15 protein-coding genes and 2 pseudogenes are annotated in these 18,264 nt (G+C 48.6%); 13 read left to right on the top strand and 4 right to left on the bottom strand.

Annotated features, from left to right (window positions below; all coding sequences use genetic code 11):
* The 9 genes and pseudogenes from WMO66_RS13145 to WMO66_RS13105 all read left to right on the top strand — a co-directional run.
* Positions 1–199: pseudogene (locus WMO66_RS13145) on the top strand (hypothetical protein); the annotation flags it as partial.
* Between the two features lie 150 nt (positions 200–349).
* On the top strand, positions 350–739 hold the full coding sequence (locus tag WMO66_RS13140; RefSeq protein WP_349136862.1) for a hypothetical protein: 390 nt from the start codon (positions 350–352) through the stop codon (positions 737–739).
* A 94-nt stretch (positions 740–833) separates the two neighbouring features.
* The gene (locus WMO66_RS13135) at positions 834–3,203 is read left to right on the top strand and encodes a phage tail spike protein (protein WP_349136861.1); all 2,370 of its coding nucleotides are present in this window, start codon (positions 834–836) and stop codon (positions 3,201–3,203) included.
* 13 nt (positions 3,204–3,216) lie between these two features.
* The gene (locus tag WMO66_RS13130) at positions 3,217–5,271 is read left to right on the top strand and encodes a DUF859 family phage minor structural protein (RefSeq protein ID WP_349136860.1); all 2,055 of its coding nucleotides are present in this window, start codon (positions 3,217–3,219) and stop codon (positions 5,269–5,271) included.
* A gap of 85 nt (positions 5,272–5,356) precedes the next feature.
* Positions 5,357–5,770, top strand: coding sequence for a phage holin family protein (locus WMO66_RS13125; protein ID WP_349136859.1), 414 nt, complete (start codon positions 5,357–5,359; stop codon positions 5,768–5,770).
* Position 5,771: 1 nt separating this feature from the next.
* Complete coding sequence (locus WMO66_RS13120) at positions 5,772–6,770, top strand: N-acetylmuramoyl-L-alanine amidase (RefSeq protein WP_349136858.1); 999 nt, start codon at positions 5,772–5,774, stop codon at positions 6,768–6,770.
* A gap of 511 nt (positions 6,771–7,281) precedes the next feature.
* Positions 7,282–7,443 carry an SHOCT domain-containing protein gene (locus tag WMO66_RS13115; RefSeq protein ID WP_349136857.1) on the top strand — a complete coding sequence of 54 codons (162 nt, stop codon included), beginning with the start codon at positions 7,282–7,284 and terminating at the stop codon, positions 7,441–7,443.
* Between the two features lie 66 nt (positions 7,444–7,509).
* A complete protein-coding gene (locus WMO66_RS13110) occupies positions 7,510–8,790 on the top strand; it encodes a recombinase family protein (RefSeq protein WP_349136856.1) in 1,281 nt (426 codons plus the stop codon).
* The gene (locus WMO66_RS13105; RefSeq protein ID WP_349136855.1) at positions 8,778–10,352 is read left to right on the top strand and encodes a recombinase family protein; all 1,575 of its coding nucleotides are present in this window, start codon (positions 8,778–8,780) and stop codon (positions 10,350–10,352) included. The genes WMO66_RS13110 and WMO66_RS13105 overlap by 13 nt, the downstream gene beginning before the upstream one ends.
* Before the next feature lie 91 nt (positions 10,353–10,443).
* On the opposite strand, the gene WMO66_RS13100 is transcribed toward WMO66_RS13105, so the two are convergent.
* Both WMO66_RS13100 and WMO66_RS13095 read right to left on the bottom strand, forming a co-directional pair.
* Positions 10,444–11,592, bottom strand: coding sequence for a hypothetical protein (locus WMO66_RS13100; protein ID WP_349136854.1), 1,149 nt, complete (start codon positions 11,590–11,592; stop codon positions 10,444–10,446).
* Entirely contained in the window at positions 11,585–12,019 is a 435-nt protein-coding gene (locus WMO66_RS13095; RefSeq protein ID WP_349136853.1) for a hypothetical protein, read from the bottom strand. Before WMO66_RS13095 ends, WMO66_RS13100 begins: the two co-directional genes overlap by 8 nt.
* A gap of 262 nt (positions 12,020–12,281) precedes the next feature.
* On the opposite strand from WMO66_RS13095, the gene WMO66_RS13090 reads away from it, so the two are divergent.
* The 4 genes from WMO66_RS13090 (at position 12,282) to WMO66_RS13075 (ending at position 16,354) form a co-directional block, all read left to right on the top strand.
* Positions 12,282–12,539: a hypothetical protein gene (locus WMO66_RS13090; RefSeq protein WP_349136852.1), complete on the top strand. Its 258-nt coding sequence runs from the start codon at positions 12,282–12,284 to the stop codon at positions 12,537–12,539.
* A 46-nt stretch (positions 12,540–12,585) separates the two neighbouring features.
* On the top strand, positions 12,586–13,473 hold the full coding sequence (locus WMO66_RS13085; RefSeq protein ID WP_349136851.1) for a hypothetical protein: 888 nt from the start codon (positions 12,586–12,588) through the stop codon (positions 13,471–13,473).
* An 867-nt stretch (positions 13,474–14,340) separates the two neighbouring features.
* A complete protein-coding gene (locus WMO66_RS13080; protein WP_349136850.1) occupies positions 14,341–15,678 on the top strand; it encodes an AAA family ATPase in 1,338 nt (445 codons plus the stop codon).
* The gene (locus WMO66_RS13075) at positions 15,671–16,354 is read left to right on the top strand and encodes a hypothetical protein (RefSeq protein ID WP_349136849.1); all 684 of its coding nucleotides are present in this window, start codon (positions 15,671–15,673) and stop codon (positions 16,352–16,354) included. The genes WMO66_RS13080 and WMO66_RS13075 overlap by 8 nt, the downstream gene beginning before the upstream one ends.
* A gap of 215 nt (positions 16,355–16,569) precedes the next feature.
* Here WMO66_RS13075 and WMO66_RS13070 read toward each other — a convergent pair whose 3' ends face one another.
* Positions 16,570–17,256: a recombinase zinc ribbon domain-containing protein gene (locus tag WMO66_RS13070; RefSeq protein WP_349136863.1), complete on the bottom strand. Its 687-nt coding sequence runs from the start codon at positions 17,254–17,256 to the stop codon at positions 16,570–16,572.
* Positions 17,245–18,018 (bottom strand): annotated as a pseudogene (locus tag WMO66_RS13065) (recombinase family protein); the annotation flags it as partial. The pseudogene WMO66_RS13065 and the gene WMO66_RS13070, both read right to left, overlap by 12 nt.
* Positions 18,019–18,264 lie beyond the last annotated feature (246 nt).

Below are 18,264 nucleotides of genomic sequence, written 5' to 3'. Positions count from 1 at the left end.
TCGAGGTATGATGATTTCCAATCTGGATGAGTACATCGAGATCGACAGTGAGCTGATGAACTGCTTCAAAGGCACCACGCTCAAAAACGATACAGTCAAAGGTGCGGAATTTCCGGTTTTCAAGTCGGGTGTTTGCACAATTAACTGCACTGGTGATGTGTCAAGGATCGAGGTCATTCCGAGGTGGTGCTGTTTGTAAGGGCGTTCCCGATTGTAAGTAGTAGAAAAATTCAAAAAGATATGGTATAATATCTTTGATTAAGAACGATACAATTAAGTTTTTAAAGCCGATAAGCTCTATTTTGAAAGGGATAATGAATTCGAAAAACAGAGCAAAGGAGGTCGTTAAGTGGCAAAGTTTGATTTCAAGAAGAAGTATCTTATCATTTATTTGTGCCTGATTGTTTTCGACGCCTTTCTTATGCTGTGCCGCTGGTTGGAGCATATTGTCCCGAATGTGCGCCTGCTGCCTGACTTTTTGCTTGACCATATTACCAATTTTGCACTTTGTATGCTGCTCCTGTTGATTTTCGGAATTACCGTTCTGTCCTTTGGTGGAAAGTTTAGAGGCATTACGGCAGTGGCATTGGTAACGAGTGTATTAAACATTGGGTATGAGTGTTTTATTCCAATACGGAATACCCCCGACATTCTGGACGCCGTGTTCGGCGTTATCGGCGTTGCAGTCGCATACATTTTTCTGATACTGCTCAGGAAAAACGGACTGATTGTCAAATAGGGCACCTGACATCTTTAAAATTGCAATATAGTTTTGCCGACCACCGTGGAGTAATCCCCGGTGGTATTTTTATGCCCGGAAGGAGGTGGTTTTCATGATTCCGGTGCTTTATCCACCCAACGCTGCTGACTTTTCGACATTCGGCCTTGGTGTTATGACGGATACCATTTCCTGCGAAGTCACTGAAGAGCGAAACGGTGTGTTCGAGTGCTTACTCAAATACCCGGTGAGCGGTCAGCATTACGAACTTATCGCCAAGGAATGCATCGTCAAGGCAAAGCCCAACGATACCGCCGCCGACCAGGCATTCCGCATTTACCGCATCACGAAACCCTTAAACGGCATCGTCACCGTCTACGGTCAGCACATTTCTTATGACCTTGCCAATGTGCCGGTGCTGCCGTTCAGTACCGATAGCCGCTCTCCGCAGCTTATCCTCTCTCAGCTTCTTGCCGGAGACACACGCTTTACCGGCTGGACGGACTACTCGGATGCAAAGGCATTTTCCGTCACCCAACCGAAAAGTGTCCGAGCCTGCCTTGGCGGCACGGAAGGTTCCATGCTCTCCAAATGGTATGGTGAGTTTGAATGGGACAACTTCACGGTAAAGTTCCATTCGCACCGTGGGCGGAAGACCGGAGTGGTCATTGAATACGGCAAGAACCTCACCGCCATGGAGCAGGACGAGGACAACAGCGGTGTGTATACCGCACTGCTCCCATATGCCGTGTACACACCGGAAGGCACGGACACCGAAACGGTGGTCACGCTGCCGGAGGTTACGCTCCCCATTGTGACTTCGGAGATCGTCCGGGCAAAAACGCTCATCATGGATTTCTCCGACCAGTTTGACGGAGTTGTGACCGAAGAAGCCCTCAGAGCCAAAGCCAACAGCTACATCAAGGCAAACCCGCTGGGAGCGACCATTCCCACAGTGAAGGTGTCCTTTGAGCCGCTCTGGAAACAGCCGGAGTATTCGGCACTCCTGGAGCGGGTCAACCTCTGCGATACCGTCACCATTCGGCATTCACTACTTGGTGTGAGCGTGTCGGCTATGGTCATTGAAACCGTGTACGACACTCTTGCCGAACGGTATGTGAGCATTTCCCTCGGTCAGAGCAAGTCCAGTATGATCACCACCATCTCCGAGGTGCAGTCCTCGGTTGATAAGGTGGAATCCATGGTGGGACGCTTTCCGAAGCTGCTCCAAACCGCCATCGGCAAGGCCACCGGGCTTATCACCGGTCAGAGCGGCGGCTATGTGGTCATCCACACCGGCGAAGAGAACGGACAACCCTATGAACTTCTCATTCTGGACGCTCCATCTATTGACGAAGCCGTGAATGTCTGGCGGTGGAATGTAGACGGTCTGGGCTTTTCCCATAACGGCTACAACGGTCCCTATGAAACTGCCATCACGGCAGACGGTCAGATCGTAGCGGACTTCATCACCTCCGGCTCCTTGGTGGCGAACATCATCAAGGCTGGTGTCATTCAGTCACAGGATGGCTCGTCCTGGTGGGACTTGGAGAGCGGCGAAGTCGTGCTTCGAGCCTATGTTTCGACCGATGAATTTGCAGAGAAAACGGCCTATCTCCAGCAGAATGTGGATGGGCTGAACAGCTATGTGGCGACTCTTACCGAAACTATGGAGTCGGTTTCCAACGACCAAGGCATACTGGAAGAGCGGGTGCTGAATTCCGAGAGCAAGATTTCTCAGTTGCAACAGACGGTGGACGGCCTTTCCGTCACCATGCAGGAGCAGTACATCGGCGGCATCAACTATGTGCAGAACTCCTCCGGTCTGAACGGCATCACGGACGATTGGAAGTATTCCGGCACGGTGCGGACGGATGCTTCCACCGATACGCAGAACAACACCATCTCCGACTCCTGCTTCGTGCTGGGCGCAAGCACCTCGCTGTATCAGTACATCCGTGGTGTGCTTCCCGGCACCTATACGGTTTCCGTTCGGGCAAAGAAAACCTCGACCATGTCGGGGTATTTTTATATCACCTACAACGGAAATAAGACGAAATACTTGTTCAGCCGCAGCGATGCCTTTGGCTGGACAGACTTCACCGTGACCCTCACCGATGTGACCGACCCTACGCTTCGCATTTACTGCTACTGCCGGGATGTATCCATTTATCTGGCAGACATTATGATCACCGAAGGAGCGATCCCACGGAAGTGGACACCTGCTCCCAATGAGATCTATACGCAGGAGGTCAAGATTGACAAGCGCGGCATCGAGGTATCCAACAGTGCATCGTCCCAGCGGACGGTCATTACGAACGCGGAATTTGCTGGCTACTACAACGATGAGGTGATTTTCACCCTCAACAAAGACGAAACCCAGACCAAGAAAACCACGGTGGACGGCGATTTGACCGTGGGCAAGACGAAGTTCGTTCCCATGCCGACAGCGTCCGATGGGCTGAACATCGTCATTCTGGATTAAAGGAGGCAAGGCTATGGCAATGACAGGCGGCACCGCCTATCTGGTGAAATCCGAAAAAACGAATTACGGCTCCAACAGCTGGACGACTGACCTGTACATCTATGTGAAGGTCATTTCCCAGAATGTGATTGCAAACACATCCACCATCGCTCTGGGTATGTATGTCTATTCGAAATACTCCATAGCATGGTCGGACTTCGGCACCAACGGCACTTCCTATATCGGCACGGCCACCTCCGGCTCAAACTGCTTCACCTTTACAAACGGCCAGAGCGGCAGCGGAACGAAGTGGCTGATTGAGGATAAGCAGGTCACCGTGTACCACAACAGCAACGGTACGCTGACCCTCCCGATCTACTGGCACTGGGGCGTGAACAGCCCTTGGGGACAGTACACCGGTCCCTCCGGCAGCTACAATGTGACACTGACCACCATTGACCGTGCTGCACCCACCGTGACCTTTTCCGTTTCGAGCATCACCGCCAGCGGCTTCAAGATCTCTGCAAACTCAACAGCAATAGCGGACATCTGGCAGTACAGCATCAACGGAGGCTCCACATGGACAACATTCTCAACATCGGCATCCACCAGCGCCAGCGTAACATTGTCCTCGCTTTCGCCAAACACAAACTACACGGTGAAGGTACGGGCACGGCGGCAGTACAACCAAGTCTATGGTACATCTGGCAGCTCTACTGTGAAAACACTGGGCGGTGCGGTGGTCAACAGCGTTAGTACAGTGACCGCAGACAATGCCAGAGTGACCATCACCCTCAATGTCACCGTGTACGAACCTTCTTACATCAATTCTCTGGCAATCAAAAGCGGGAACACGACCATCCTGACCGTTACCGGGCTTGCATGGACGAAGGGTACGGCAAACCGCTCGGTTACCCTGTCATCGGCACAGAGAACCACGCTGCTCGATTGGATGGCTTCAATGAAGTCATTCACCGGCACCTTTGCCGTTTCCTCCTTCAGCGGCTCTACACAGATTGGCAGCACTTCAAGCAAAACCGCCACGATACTGACCACGGCAACCAATTCTGCTCCGACCATAAGCGGATTCACTTATGCCGACAGCTACACGACCACGAAAAGCCTCACGGGCAACGACCAGCTATTCGTGCAAAGCTACTCCACGCTGAAGGTTACACCGGGAACAGCAACTGCGAAGAACGGAGCGTCCATCTCTAATTACACGGCTTCCTGCAACGGACTATCGGCATCCAACACCACAGGGGCTGCCATATCTGTCGGAAAGATTGCCAAGTCTGGCAGTGTGACGGTCACGCTCTCGGTCACGGACTCCCGCGGCTACACCGCCGAAACTTCACAGACGGTGACGGTCATTCCGTACACCAAGCCGAAAATATCCTCGATAACGCTCCGGCGAACCAACGATATCGAAGCGGAAATGCAGCTCAAATTCAGTGGCTCTATTTCTGCCGTTTCCGTAGACGGGACGCAGAAAAACAGCGTGGTCTATGTGCGGTATCGGTACAAGAAAACCAGTGAGAGCAGCTACGGCAGCTACACTAGCATCTATTCCGGCACAACAAAAAGCGGAACCTCTTTCAGCTACTCCAATTTGGAACTGTGCAGTCTGGATGCCAACAGTTCCTACGACTTTCATCTACAGATCCAAGACAAGCTCTATTCCTTGAGCAGTCTGGATCTGTATTTTACTGTCCCGCAGGGTACGCCGCTCATTGCGCTTCGGAAAAAGAAGGTCGGCATCAACACGCCGAACCCGCAAGCCACGCTGGATGTGGACGGCAATATTCACATGAATGGTGTCAATGTCCACGGCAAAATGGGCAGAGTGGATGGCTCGACCACCGACCTCAACAATGTGAAGACTCCCGGCTACTATTTTGCGTATTCCGCTTCCACGGCAAAGCACTTTCCGACCACCACAATCGGTATGCTGGAGGTCTTTCTGCCGGAAAGCTACTTCATTCAGCAGCGGTACACCGTCTATGACGGCTCAAGGATGTACATCCGAGGAAACTACGGCGGCACATGGTCCTCGTGGCACACGGTGTCGCTGGCCAAAGTAACATAACAATATCTCTATCTCTCGGAATCAAGGCGCTCTGCGGAGTGCCTTTTTTCATACTCATTTTCAAATTTCAAAGGAGGACAACAACATGAAAGAATTCTGGACGACCATTCAGGTGGTATTCGCCGCTATCGGCGGCTGGCTCGGATGGTTCCTGGGAGGATGTGACGGCTTGCTTTACGCGCTTCTGGCATTCGTAGTCATTGACTACATCACCGGCATCATGTGTGCCGTGGTGGACAAGAAGCTGTCCAGCGCCGTGGGCTTCAAGGGCATTTTTAAGAAGATCCTGATTTTTGCCCTGGTTGGCATCGGACACATCATTGACGCACAGGTCATCGGCAGCGGCAGCGTTCTGCGCACGGCGGTAATTTTCTTCTACATCTCCAACGAGGGTGTCTCGCTGATTGAGAACGCGGGGCATCTGGGACTGCCCATTCCCGAAAAGCTGAAATCCGTGCTGGAGCAGCTTCATGACCGCAGCGAAAAGGAGGAAAACTGATATGGCTTACACGAACAGTCCTATGGTGTCCTACACCAAGCTCAGCCCGAACCATTCCGGACAGCGCACACACGGCATTGACCGCATCACGCCGCACTGCGTGGTGGGTCAGTGCTCGGTGGAGACGCTGGGCAACATCTTTCTGCCGACTTCCAAGCAGGCAAGCTGCAACTACGGAATTGGCGCAGATGGTCGAATCGGTATGTATGTGGAGGAGAAAAATCGTTCCTGGTGTTCCTCCTCCAACGCCAACGACCAGAGAGCCGTCACCATCGAGTGCGCCTCCGACACTACCGAGCCGTATGCATTCAAGGATGTGGTGTACCAGCGGCTCATTGAGCTTTGCACCGACATCTGTAAGCGCAACGGCAAAAAGAAACTGCTCTGGCTGGGAGATGAGGCGAAAACGCTGAGCTACAATCCGAAGTCGGATGAAATGGTGCTGACCGTACATCGCTGGTTCGCTAACAAATCCTGTCCCGGCAACTGGATGTACGCCCGCATGGGTGACCTTGCCGAGAAGGTCACGGTGCAGCTGGGTGGAGAGGCAAAACCCGCACAGCCCACGCAACCGACCACCTCTGCCATCAAGGCGGGTGACCTTGTGAAAATCACCGGCACGAAGTATTACGGCGGACAGACAATCCCGTCCTGGGTCAAGGCTAAAAACTGGTTCGTTCACAGCGTGTCCGGTGACCGTGCGGTCATCAACAAGGACGCGTCCGGCAAGTACGCCATTATGTCGCCGATGAATGTATCTAATCTGCAGCTCGTTTCCGCACAGACTACCAAGCCTGTCCCCGAGAAAACTACCACTCCCTACCTGGTGCGTGTCACTATCCCGGACCTGAATATCCGTAAGGGTCCCAGTACCAGCTATGACGCCACTGGCAAGTACACCGGCAAGGGCTGCTTCACCATTGTGGAGGAGCGCAATGGATGGGGTCGCCTGAAGTCCGGCGCTGGCTGGATTTCTCTGGATTATGCTATCAAAATCTAAGTAAAACGACTGCCCTCTGAGGAATTTTTCCTTGGAGGGCAATTTTTTTGTTATCGACCCTAAAAAAATGATGTTTTTGTGGCCTACCTGTGAAGGGACCTTTTTCCTTCAGATTGGAGGCCACATATGACAAGCACAGAAAAAGATAGGATTGTCCAGCTCCAGCGGCAGGGCTATGGGTATAAGCGCATTGCCGCCATGCTTGACCTGCCTGTAAATGGGGTCAAGTCATTCTGCCGTAGGCACCCGGTAGATGATAATCTAATGCCAGGAATGTGCCCACAGTGCGGAGCTACGGTTGAGCAAGTACCCAAGCGTAAGCAAAAACGTTTCTGCTCTCCTCAGTGCCGTACCACGTGGTGGAATGCCCATAAGGGGCTGGTTCAGCGAAGAACCTACTTTGAAGGAGTCTGCCCTCAGTGTGGGAAGGCATTCAGACTGTACGGTAGAAAAGGCACTTATTGCTCCCGTGCCTGTTTTGCAGATGCAAGACGCAAGGGGGTGAGCGAGAATGGATGAGTTCTTACAGAATATGATAACATACCAGGTGGCTATGTCCACCGCCAGAAGGTTGGTATCCCTCGGCATCATTTCAGAGGAAGAGTACCGTGAAATTGATACCATTATGGCCAAAAAGCATGGCTTATCTTTGGACAGTATTTACCGCCTTTAACCACAAAATTACCTGGATAATAGGCACCTTCAGAGGTAATATACGACACAACAAGGAGGTAAACACATGGAAAGAATCATTCGACAAGTGAGCTTTCCGGGAGCTGAGATGCCACGGCTCAAACGGGTCGCAGCATACGCCAGAGTGTCCAGTGGCAAGGATGCCATGCTACACTCCCTGTCAGCCCAGGTAAGCTCTTATAGCAACCTCATCCAGAACCATGAGGGGTGGCAATATTGCGGAGTCTATGCTGACGAAGCCCTTACTGGCACCAAGGAGGGGCGTGGCAGCTTTCAGAGCCTTTTGGCTGACTGCCGAGCTGGGAAGCTGGATATGGTGATTACCAAGTCCATTTCCAGGTTCGCCAGAAATACGGTGACCCTGCTTCAGACGGTGCGTGAGCTGAAAGGGCTGGGCGTGGACGTGTACTTTGAAGAACAGAACATCCACACTATGAGTGCAGATGGTGAGCTGATGATGACCATTCTGGCATCCTACGCTCAGGAAGAAAGCCTATCTGCCAGTGAGAATCAGAAGTGGAGAGTGCGCCGCAACTTTGAGGAAGGCATTCCTTGGCGGTTCTTCATGCTGGGGTATCGTGCCGGAGATGGCAAGCTGGCGGTGGTACCGGAGGAGGCGGAAATCGTCCGCAGTATTTTCTCCGACTACATGGCTGGTGATGGGGTCACCATCATTGCCAACCGGCTGAATAAAAGCGGCTATGCCACCCAGAGCGGCTGCGTCTTCCACAAGAGCGCGGTGGAGCGCATTCTCCGCAACTACGCCTACACGGGGAACCTTCTTCTACAGACTAAGTTTCGAGAGAACCATCTCACAAAGGTAACCCGGAGGAATCACGGGGAGCTTCCACAGTACCACGCCCAGGAAACCCACGAGGCAATCATCTCCTTTGAGATGTTCCAGGCGGTGCAGGAAGAAATCCAGCGGCGCAAGGCAAAGTACGGTCCCACCAAAGAGCGACAGTTCTCTCCCTTCACGGGGCTTATCACCTGCGAGTGCTGCGGAAAGCACTACCGCAGGAAAACCACAGCCACAGGCTTCATTTGGATTTGCTCCACCTACAATTCTAAAGGAAAAGCCTACTGTGCCTCCAAGGCCATTCCAGAGCAGAAGCTCCTGGCCACCGCTGCCCAGGTTGGTGACCCGGACACCTTCAAAGGCATTCTAGCCAAGAACGGGAACGAGCTTGTGTTCACCTTGCAGGACGGCTCCACGGTGGTGAAGCACTGGCAGGATCGCTCCAGGGCAGAGAGTTGGACCCCGGAGATGCGCCGAGCGGTTGGGCAGAAAACCAGAGAAAGGAACCAGGCAGCATGGCAAAGGTAACATTCATTCCATCCACCCTGAACCCCATGACCCGCATTCCCATGGACAGCATCCAGAAGCGCAGGGTGGCGGCTTATGCCCGTGTCTCCACAGACAGTGAGGAGCAGCTCACCAGCTATGAGGCCCAGGTAGACTACTACACCAAGTACATCCGGTCGAAGCCGGAATGGGAGTTTGTAAAGGTCTACACGGACGAGGGCATCACAGCCGTCAACACAAAAAAGCGTGATGGCTTCAACGCCATGGTGGCGGATGCCCTGGCTGGGAAGATTGACCTCATCGTGACCAAGTCCATCAGCCGCTTCGCCAGAAACACGGTGGATAGCCTGGTGACCGTCCGAACGCTCAAAGAACATGGGACGGAGGTGTACTTCGAAAAGGAGAACATATTCACGTTCGACAGCAAGGGCGAGCTGCTCATTACCATCATGTCCAGCCTTGCCCAGGAGGAGAGCCGCTCCATTTCGGAGAATGTGACCTGGGGTCAAAGAAAGCGCTTCGCAGATGGAAAGGTCAGCCTGCCGTACAAGCAGTTCCTTGGGTATCGCCGGGGTGAAGATGACCTTCCAGAGATTGTCCCAGAAGAGGCAGAGGTTGTCAGAAAGATTTACAGCCTTTTCATCCAGGGCAAAACTACCCATGGGATTGCAAAGCAGCTCACTGAGGAGAACATCCCAACACCAGCGGGAAAAGAGAAGTGGCAGGCATCAACGGTGGAGAGCATTCTCACCAATGAAAAATATAAGGGCGATGCGCTTCTGCAGAAAGGCTTCACGGTGGATTTTCTCACCAAGAAAACCAAAAAGAACGAGGGTGAGGTACCGCAGTATTATGTGGAGAACAGCCACCCGGCAATTATCCGCCCCCATGAATGGCAACTGGTGCAGCGAGAATTCAGCCGCAGGAAAGGGCTTCGGCGCAAGTACAGCGGCAACAGCATATTTTCAACCCGGCTGGTTTGTGGGGACTGCGGCAACTACTACGGTCCTAAGACCTGGCACCCCAAAAAGCCCTATCAGAAAATAGTCTGGCAATGCACCCTGAAGTACAAGGGCGAAAACTCCTGCGAAACGGTCACCTTGGAGGAGACAGAGATTCAACAGAAGTTCATCCAGGCAATCAACAGCTTGTTTTCTATTAAGGGTCCTGTTTTGGAGAATTGCCGCATTATGCAGAAGGCCCTCACGGACTGCACGGGAATTGATACTGAGCTTGCGACCTTGACCCGGGAGCTTGAAGTGTTGGGGCAGATGATAAAGGATGCCATCAAAACCAATGCCCTGGAAGCCCAGAACCAGGAAGAGTACACCGCCCGGTACAACGCCCTGGCTGAGCGATACGATACCACCCACCGCCAGATTGTTGCCCTTCAGGAAAAGCGACAGGCCAGGGAGAACGAGGCTGAGGCTATAGGGGGATTCATGTTCGCCCTCCGTGAGATGGGGACGGAAGCCCAGGAGTTTGACCCAAAGCTCTGGCTTTCCACCATCGACCGGGGAACGGTAAACCGGGACGGCAGCATAACCTTCCGCTTCGTCAGCGGTGCAGAGATAACCACATAAAAACAGCGATGCCCACAGGTTTTGACAGCCTGTGGGCTTTTCCTCATTTTATGGACTGGTTTCGATGGAATAATGCTGAGCTTTAATGTGGTTACGATATCTTGGAAAACCGATGAATTAACTCTTGTGCTAAACTACGTTCTTCATCGATAGACATGGAGGGCTGCTCGTTAAGATGAAATTGACTATACAGCCGCCCCCAGCTATGGTCGAGAGTTAATTTAAGATTTTTGAACCGGTCAAATGAATAGTGCATTGACTTTCCCAAAGACATCTGCATATTTAATGGACGTCCTTCACTCATCCAGATAATGCCAAGCGCTGCTATTGCATAAACTGCACGTTTTCCCGCATAAGCGTATTCCTCTTCGGATAACAAGTCGCAGTATGCCTGTTTGCTATTAACAAGTGCAAGAATGAGAACTGACACGAAGTAACTATCGAGCATATATTCGAAATGGTAATCAGATGCATTCTCGTATACAAAATCAAAAAGTAAATACAATGCGTACACATCACAGATACACTCTTCGATGGGAATGTCTGGGCAATGAAGATTAAGTCCTTCTCCAAAAGAATATACCAGTTCCTGGTAATCAGTTGAGTTCAAAAAATATCCTACTGCCTCTTCAAACCTTTTTAGATCATCGGGGGCAAGAGTATATTTTGCGTGTGAAAGTTCGTGAAAAACGAAAAAATTCAGTGAGAAGCAATAAGAGATGTCCTGCTTTTCACCTTTATTCCAAAGTAAGTTAAGAAGGAACTGATTCTCTAGTGTATCAGCTTCGGATTCCTTTGGAAAATAGGATTTATAGTCAATCGCATCGGCGGCATCCAAATATGCTTTTGAAAGCGCTAGCCTTTTCGCACAAAAACACTTTTCTGCTTGCATTACAAGAAGAAAATAAGACAGCCTTTTTTCAAAATAAGGGAAAATTCGAAAAACATAGTGATATGCCGCATATTTTACATCTATATGTCCATACAAATAAAAGAATAGTGTTAACCCATACAGCAAATCCATCTGATGCTTATCCATATAAATCCGCATTTTTCCGTTTGTGGGGGTCATGACGCACTCTTTGTTAACTGAACAGAAGCATTTAATGTCTATACATTCTGAAGAAAGACCCATACGTTTGATGGCATTCTGGAAACGTATATCAACGCTTTCACGAAAAGCATCTAAACCGACCTCCTGGTCTAGTAAATGCTTTTTGTATAGAATGAAATCAATCATTTTCAGTATTGCCCTCTTTTGGGTCGGATAATAATCCGAGTTCTGCTTTTATTTCGGAGTAGAATTTCAAAACATAGGGGCTTTTCCCCTTATAGTCCACTGTGTGACTATTAAAGGCCTTAATAAAATCGGCTTTCACCTCAGGATCTTTACAGATATCCTTTAAAACACTCTTCCAATTATTATTTAGCTCAAACGCACCAAAAGTAACTGTGATAATTCTTTTATCGATATATTGAGCAATATACGGGAGTGCCAAAAATGCGATTGCAAAATTCGCTACAGGCAAGACATAGTTGATAAATTCAATGGCTAAATCCGAATGCTCGACAAAAGTATCGACTGCATACTTAGAAAGTTCCTCTTTGAAGGATGCAGCGTCGTCATGTCCATTATTGTTGATTTTAAGAATAATAAAATCTTCCATGTTCTCCCTGCCTTTCTGCTGCAAACGGATCCCTGGAGTACTGTTGATGGCCGTTCGAATTCTCCAACAATTTACACAATCATTATAACGAAAAACAGCCCAAAAATCAAATGTTTAATTGGAAATATACTTTTGAATGAAATAATTGCTGTTCTCATTATAAAGACGGGTTTCGAGTGATTTCGACAAATGGGCTGTGATACTATACAGTTAGATTGAACGCCAAATACATTTCAAAGAGCGTGGGAAAAGGAGTCAGATTATGTCGAACTACAAAAACAATAAAAAAGTAATGGACGCAGGCAGACGTGCTATCCGGGAGGTTGCCCGGCGTGAGGGCGTTTCCGAGGCGGAGGTACGGGCTGAGATGGAGTTCTCCATCCGGGAGGCATACGACCTCAATAACCCCCTGTGGGAAAATAGTCCCTTCACGGACGGAGTGCCGACCCCAGAGGCGTTCATAGTCTGGACGGCAGATTTGGTGAAAAAGGAAACGTGTAGGACGGGCTTTAATAGTTGAAAAATGCCGAATATCCGCTATAATGATGGAAAAGGCGGGTGATGATATGGAGCCGGAGAAAAAACAAGAAAAGAAGTCTGCACAATGGTTTGAGAAATACTGGTTGGTTGCTTTTCTCATTTTAAGCATTCTTTTTTTACTCTTAGTTCATGTCCTTTTTTCAATCTATACCACACACAACTGGTTGCAAGCAAAATGGACGGCAGGTGAGCTATTAACTTACGTTGGCACAGTTTCTTTGGGTATTCTATCTTTATGGCAAAATAAGCAGTTGCAGGCCATAAATGAAAAACAGCGGCGGCAGAACGAAGTCCGTGAAATACAGATGCGACAGGAAGATCAGGCGCGGGAGGATAAAGCACAAAAAGAAGCCATCGCCAGAGAAGATGCAATTCGAAAAGATGCTATCGACCGGGAGGATGCCATTCGCAGAGATAGCCAAGCCCGTGAGCAGGTTCTTGTGAAGAAAGAAGAAGCACGAAGGAAACGAGACTCAAATATCGCGCTTCTCCCACACAGGTTGGATGTATTAAAAGGCATTTCTTTCCAAAAATATGATGAAGTGCTTTTCGAAGCTACAACACTTTTTGAACCCAGCATCCCTCAAAAAATCCGTCAGCTTGCAGATTATCTGGCCGAAATTAAATTAATTGATACCAAAATCGAGCTCTACATGGAGTGCTTTAAAGAAAGTGATCCTGAGGGTTATCAGGAGTTCCTCGAAGCAGAGGCTGCCGAAGATATCTACGGCATGGATGAGCTTACAAAAGATAGATGGTTCGTAACAGATAAATTACCAGGTTTTGGGGCAGAACCAATAGATTATCAAATACTATCGTCATCTGGAGCTGAAACAAAAGAGGCATATTCTAAATTACAAGCTGATCTGATATATGAGGTGCAAACAATCATATCAGAGGGAATTGCAATGTGATGCATTGGCCCAATGATCCTTGGTAATAAATGAACCCCCTCTAAGAAAGTGAACCCCCTTGAACCCCCTACCTAAATTGGTAGTGGTTTTAGGGTTATTCGCCAAATCTGTTACCGTTGTTGATACCATATCAGCAACGGTAATTTTTTATTTTCTGCTGTTCTGTAGGCGTTTTCTGTCTGAAAACGGAGGATTTTCAGAATATTTCTGCAGTTGAACAGACCGTGATGTCCCATTTGCCGCAGCCGGGTGTTCCCAAAAGCACAGCTTGTGAGAATTGCAATCGTTATAAGAATACAAACGATAAATTATTATTTTTTATATACACAGAACCGTCCATGGCTGGGAGTAATCTCGGATATGGACGGTTTTTTATTGATACCCATGGGACAGAAAGGACAGAATAGAACAGCAGAATCATTTCTGCCACCGCTAGGCCTGCGATTAACAGCGTACGGCATATGATTATGTATGTGCGTAAGATGCCCTGTGACCGCATTATGGGAAGTGGCATAATTCGGATAGAGTTTGGGCGAAGATAGAGCAAGCATGCCCGGTTTGCTGTAGATCGATGATCGCAATGCGGTATTACTGTGTGTTAAGTACAAGCTGATTACCTTTGCTGGCGGAGTGAGGTTGGGTGCGCATCTGGTGTGAGAATTGGCAGAGAATGAAGAATACAGAAACCCGCTCAGTGCTGAGATGAGAGTTTCGCCTATAGATGGTTGTTCAAAAATGAGTTTGGTATTTTACATAAACTTAGTTTTAAGTTTATGCAAATTTGAATGTAGATTGAATCTGAGTGGTATAATTCTATTGAATTTAGAAAAACTCATGTTATAATAGAAGAAAGAAGGAGTGATATCCATGAGAATCAAACGTATTACTATAGGCAACTTCAAGAATCTTGCAGAAACAACCTTGGATTTAACACGCATGATTGCCTTGGTATCAACAAACAATTACGGAAAATCAAACTTGCTGGAAGCAATTCGTTTTGGTTTTGACTTTATTTCTGCATCGCCTAAAGAAAGAAATACAATGATGAGATGGAGACGAGGTATTCCTTTGTCACCTGAACTTGCGGGAAAAGAATACAAATTCGTTGTTGAATTTGATGATCCAGAATTAAAGCAGTACAGGTTTGTCAGATATGGATTTAGCTTTATATGGTATAATGACCAGGAAACAGGCGCAGTTATTACCGATGAACAAATTGAGATGCGTGCAACGGAAAGCGTGCGGTATACTGCGTATTTAAAGCGAGATAAGGGACAATATAAAGCGGGTAAAACAAAAACTGGATTCAGAAAAATTGCGTTGGCAGAAGATGTTTTGGCAGTTGATATTATTTCGTCTTTCGATGATGTCGAAATAACCTCCACAATTCGTAAAATCAAAAAATTGGGTTATCGGATGTGCAATACCTTGGAGCTTGATAGATCCTTCAGACCGAATCCAATTGAATTTGAATTTGATGCGAAATCTGAACTAGCATTTGATGATGACGATATTCCTAGAGCACTCAGTGTTCTTAGCAAGGAAAGACCTGAACAGTTCAACCTCTTTATAGAGACAATATATGATTTATTCCCAGAATTTGAGCAGGTTGAATTGAGTGCATACTCATTAAAGGGTCAAACACAAGCCTTTAAAGCATATATAGTTGCCCCTTCGGGGGATGAAGCTGTTGAGGCAGCCCAAGAGGAGCTCCCATATCATGTTAAAGATGAACTGTACAGATTAATCATTCGAAGCAAATATTTGAATCAGCCTATTAGCATGGAGCATATGTCTACCGGCACTAAGCGCGTTTTTTGGCTGGTTGCCAATGCTGTGTTTGGCGGGAGCTACCATACAAATGTACTCGGTGTGGATGAAATCGAAACCAGTATTCATCCGAAGATGATTCGTCGATTGCTGGAAGCCTTATCAGAGATTCTCGAAGGAACTTCTTTGATTGTTACCAGCCATTCGCCTTATTTGATTCAGTATCTGAAGCCAGAGTCAATTTATATTGGCGTCCCAAACGATTCGGGCGTTGCAACATTTAGAAGGATTCATCCATCAAAGGTTAAAAATCTTATTTCTACAACACGTGAATTGGAAACCTCAGTTGGTGAGTATTTATTTGAATTGATGTCTGGAGATGAAGACTCGGCAGCCATTCTTTCCGCATATTTGGAGGATAGCTGCAATGAGTAACAAATACGAAGAAGGCATTGCCTTTATCTTAGAGGGGGATACTGAAAAGGAATTTTATCTGTCATTATTGGAATTTCTTTGTAAAAAGCATGGTGGTATCCTTGAACGGCAGCTTGATTGTGGTAATAGCCCAGATATAATTTATTCGCTGAGAACGCCCAAACGCGCTTTGATGCTTAAATTTAACACAGTAAATACCGTTACCCAAATGCCACATTCCAACCGCTGGTTCATTACTCAGTGTAAAGAAAAGCATAAAGATGTGGGTTCGTGGACTGTATTTCTGTGTTATGATCTGGACAATTACAAAAATGATATCACTAAATTCTATGAGGGCGATTGGGCAAATCTGCGTACATCTTTGAAAAAGAAGGCAAAAGCCGTTCATGATATAGCAGCTGCGGCGGATATTGAGGATATTATTCTATCCGACATTGATGGAGTATCCAGTTTCTTGGGGAGTTCCTCCACGATGGAGCTTCCCACTGGAAGCAAAGGGAAAGCAAAATTAAAGAAATTGTTCCGCCAGGTTGGCAAAACTTATCATGAGGGGAAACGTGCGCGTGCGCTTATTGATTCACTCGATATGCAGAAGATTATTGATACGTCCTCGGCACCACTTGCAGTAATAGAAAGTATTTTATTTGAGTTGGAATTTTTGAGCCTCAAAAGTTAAACTCGTTTGAAAAAAGTGGCGCAATTATCATGCTCGTAAATATGAGTTGCAATAAGTAGCTGAGTTGAACTTGGTTTCGCTTTAAAGAATGCAAAAATGTTTCTGCATTGAGAACACAGATAAGAAACCAACACAAGGAAGCATATAACATCTATAAAAATAGACCCAGGTAGGAGGTATCACATCTGCCAGCCTGGGCCTGCTTCTGTAATGTTTCATAGCCCTGTTACGATTTCCTTCCCGTCCTTGAAGCAAAACACGACCCTTTCGTCGGCATAGACGATGACGTGGTCGATGGTGCCGTTCCAGAGCTTTTCGTCGAAGGTCAGCGGCAGGGCGGTCAGTTCTCCCAACTCGAACATCATACCGCCGATGGCAATGGCATCGGCTTTCATTCTGTCCCGCTGCTTTTGCAGCGATGTCAGTCTGGCTTCGGTTTCTTCAAAGCGGCGGCACAGTTCGGCGTGGGTGGCGCGGTAGGTTTCCTCAGTCGTGGCATTGGCTGCGTTTTCTTCGATGCAGAGGCGCAGCATTTCAGTAACGGCGGTCAATTCCTCCTCCAAAGTCCGAATGTCCTCGTCGATAAAATCCGTATCCGTAAGCACCCGCTGGGTATCGCGCAGCCGGACAATGACGGTCTCCCGGTCGGAAAGATACGCCCCAAGGGCCGACAGGAACAGTTCTTTCAGTCGCTTCTCGGTAAGATGGGGCGTTTCGCATTTGTGTTCCCCCTTAAATTTGTCGTTACACTGCCAGATGACCCGGCGGTAACGGTCGGTGGAGTGCCAGGTCTTGGCGCCGAAAATCCCGCCGCAGTCGGCACAAAGGATCTTCCCGGAGAACGGGCTGGTCTGGCGGTGCCGGGTGCGGCTGTTTTTGCGCCGTTCCAACTCCGCTTGCACCTGTTCCCACTCCCACGGCTCGATAATGGCGGGGTGGCTATCCTCCACATAGTACTGAGGCACTTCGCCCTCGTTGACCTTGGTTTTCTTGGTGAGGAAATCCACCGTAAAGGATTTCTGAAGCAGTGCGGAGCCTTTGCATTTCTCGTTCTGCAGGATGCTCTCCACGGTAGCTCTCTGCCAGACGGCCTTTTTTCCGGGGGTAGGGATGCCCTCCTTCGTCAGCGTGGTGGCGATGGCATTTGTGGATTTCCCCTGAAGGAACTCGCGGTAGATGCGTTTGACGATCTCCGCTTCTTCCGGGATGATCTCCGGCAGTCCGTCGGCACCTTTGCGATACCCCAGAAATTGACCGTAAGGGATGCTGACTTTCCCGTCGGCGAAGCGCTTTCGCTGCCCCCAGGTAACGTTTTCGGAGATGCTGCGGCTTTCCTCCTGGGCAAGGCTCGACATGATGGTGATGAGCAGTTCCCCTTTGGAGTCGAAGGTCATGATATTCTCTTTCTGAAAGAAGCACTCGCAACCGGCCTCCTTCAGCTTGCGGATGGTGGTCAGACTGTCTACGGTGTTCCGGGCAAAACGGCTGACGGACTTGGTGACGATAAGGTCGATCTTTCCGGCAAGGGCATCCCGGATCATCCGGTTAAAGCCGTCGCGGTGTTTGGTGTTGACGGCACTGATACCCTCGTCGGTATAGACTTCTACAAAGTCCCAATCCGGATTTTCCCGGATGAACTTGGTGTAATAATCCACCTGTGCTTCATAAGAGGTAACGACTTTTTCTTGAACGACATTCGCACAACCGTGCGAAGCCTACAGTAAACTTGGCCTCCGGCGCATGCCCGTCTTATTCGCTGCGTTTTGCCCTTAAATTATGTCGAAACATGATTTCCCAGTTTCGCGTTGTACGAGCTTCTTCTGTTTTACCAGTTTCTTCTAAGTATGCCGCAATCTTTCGTAACATTATTATAAAAGATTGGTAGTTTTTATCGTTATAAAAGTCGAGAG

The organism is Faecousia intestinalis (genome assembly GCF_040096185.1).
GTDB lineage: Bacteria > Bacillota > Clostridia > Oscillospirales > Oscillospiraceae > JAZOXB01.
The sequence above is the reverse complement of the archived record's forward strand: the minus strand, read 5'-3'. Positions and strand labels throughout refer to the sequence as shown.

What these genes read in the sequence shown, in the direction of transcription:
- WMO66_RS13120 (WP_349136858.1), top strand. Translation starts at nt 5,772, where the DNA reads ATGGCTTACACGAACAGTCCTATGGTGTCCTACACCAAGCTCAGCCCG.
- WMO66_RS13080 (WP_349136850.1), top strand. Translation starts at nt 14,341, where the DNA reads ATGAGAATCAAACGTATTACTATAGGCAACTTCAAGAATCTTGCAGAA.
- WMO66_RS13100 (WP_349136854.1), bottom strand. Translation starts at nt 11,592, where the DNA reads ATGATTGATTTCATTCTATACAAAAAGCATTTACTAGACCAGGAGGTC.
- WMO66_RS13105 (WP_349136855.1), top strand. Translation starts at nt 8,778, where the DNA reads ATGGCAAAGGTAACATTCATTCCATCCACCCTGAACCCCATGACCCGC.
- WMO66_RS13125 (WP_349136859.1), top strand. Translation starts at nt 5,357, where the DNA reads ATGAAAGAATTCTGGACGACCATTCAGGTGGTATTCGCCGCTATCGGC.
- WMO66_RS13085 (WP_349136851.1), top strand. Translation starts at nt 12,586, where the DNA reads ATGGAGCCGGAGAAAAAACAAGAAAAGAAGTCTGCACAATGGTTTGAG.
- WMO66_RS13130 (WP_349136860.1), top strand. Translation starts at nt 3,217, where the DNA reads ATGGCAATGACAGGCGGCACCGCCTATCTGGTGAAATCCGAAAAAACG.
- WMO66_RS13110 (WP_349136856.1), top strand. Translation starts at nt 7,510, where the DNA reads ATGGAAAGAATCATTCGACAAGTGAGCTTTCCGGGAGCTGAGATGCCA.
- WMO66_RS13075 (WP_349136849.1), top strand. Translation starts at nt 15,671, where the DNA reads ATGAGTAACAAATACGAAGAAGGCATTGCCTTTATCTTAGAGGGGGAT.
- WMO66_RS13135 (WP_349136861.1), top strand. Translation starts at nt 834, where the DNA reads ATGATTCCGGTGCTTTATCCACCCAACGCTGCTGACTTTTCGACATTC.
- WMO66_RS13115 (WP_349136857.1), top strand. Translation starts at nt 7,282, where the DNA reads ATGGATGAGTTCTTACAGAATATGATAACATACCAGGTGGCTATGTCC.
- WMO66_RS13095 (WP_349136853.1), bottom strand. Translation starts at nt 12,019, where the DNA reads ATGGAAGATTTTATTATTCTTAAAATCAACAATAATGGACATGACGAC.
- WMO66_RS13090 (WP_349136852.1), top strand. Translation starts at nt 12,282, where the DNA reads ATGTCGAACTACAAAAACAATAAAAAAGTAATGGACGCAGGCAGACGT.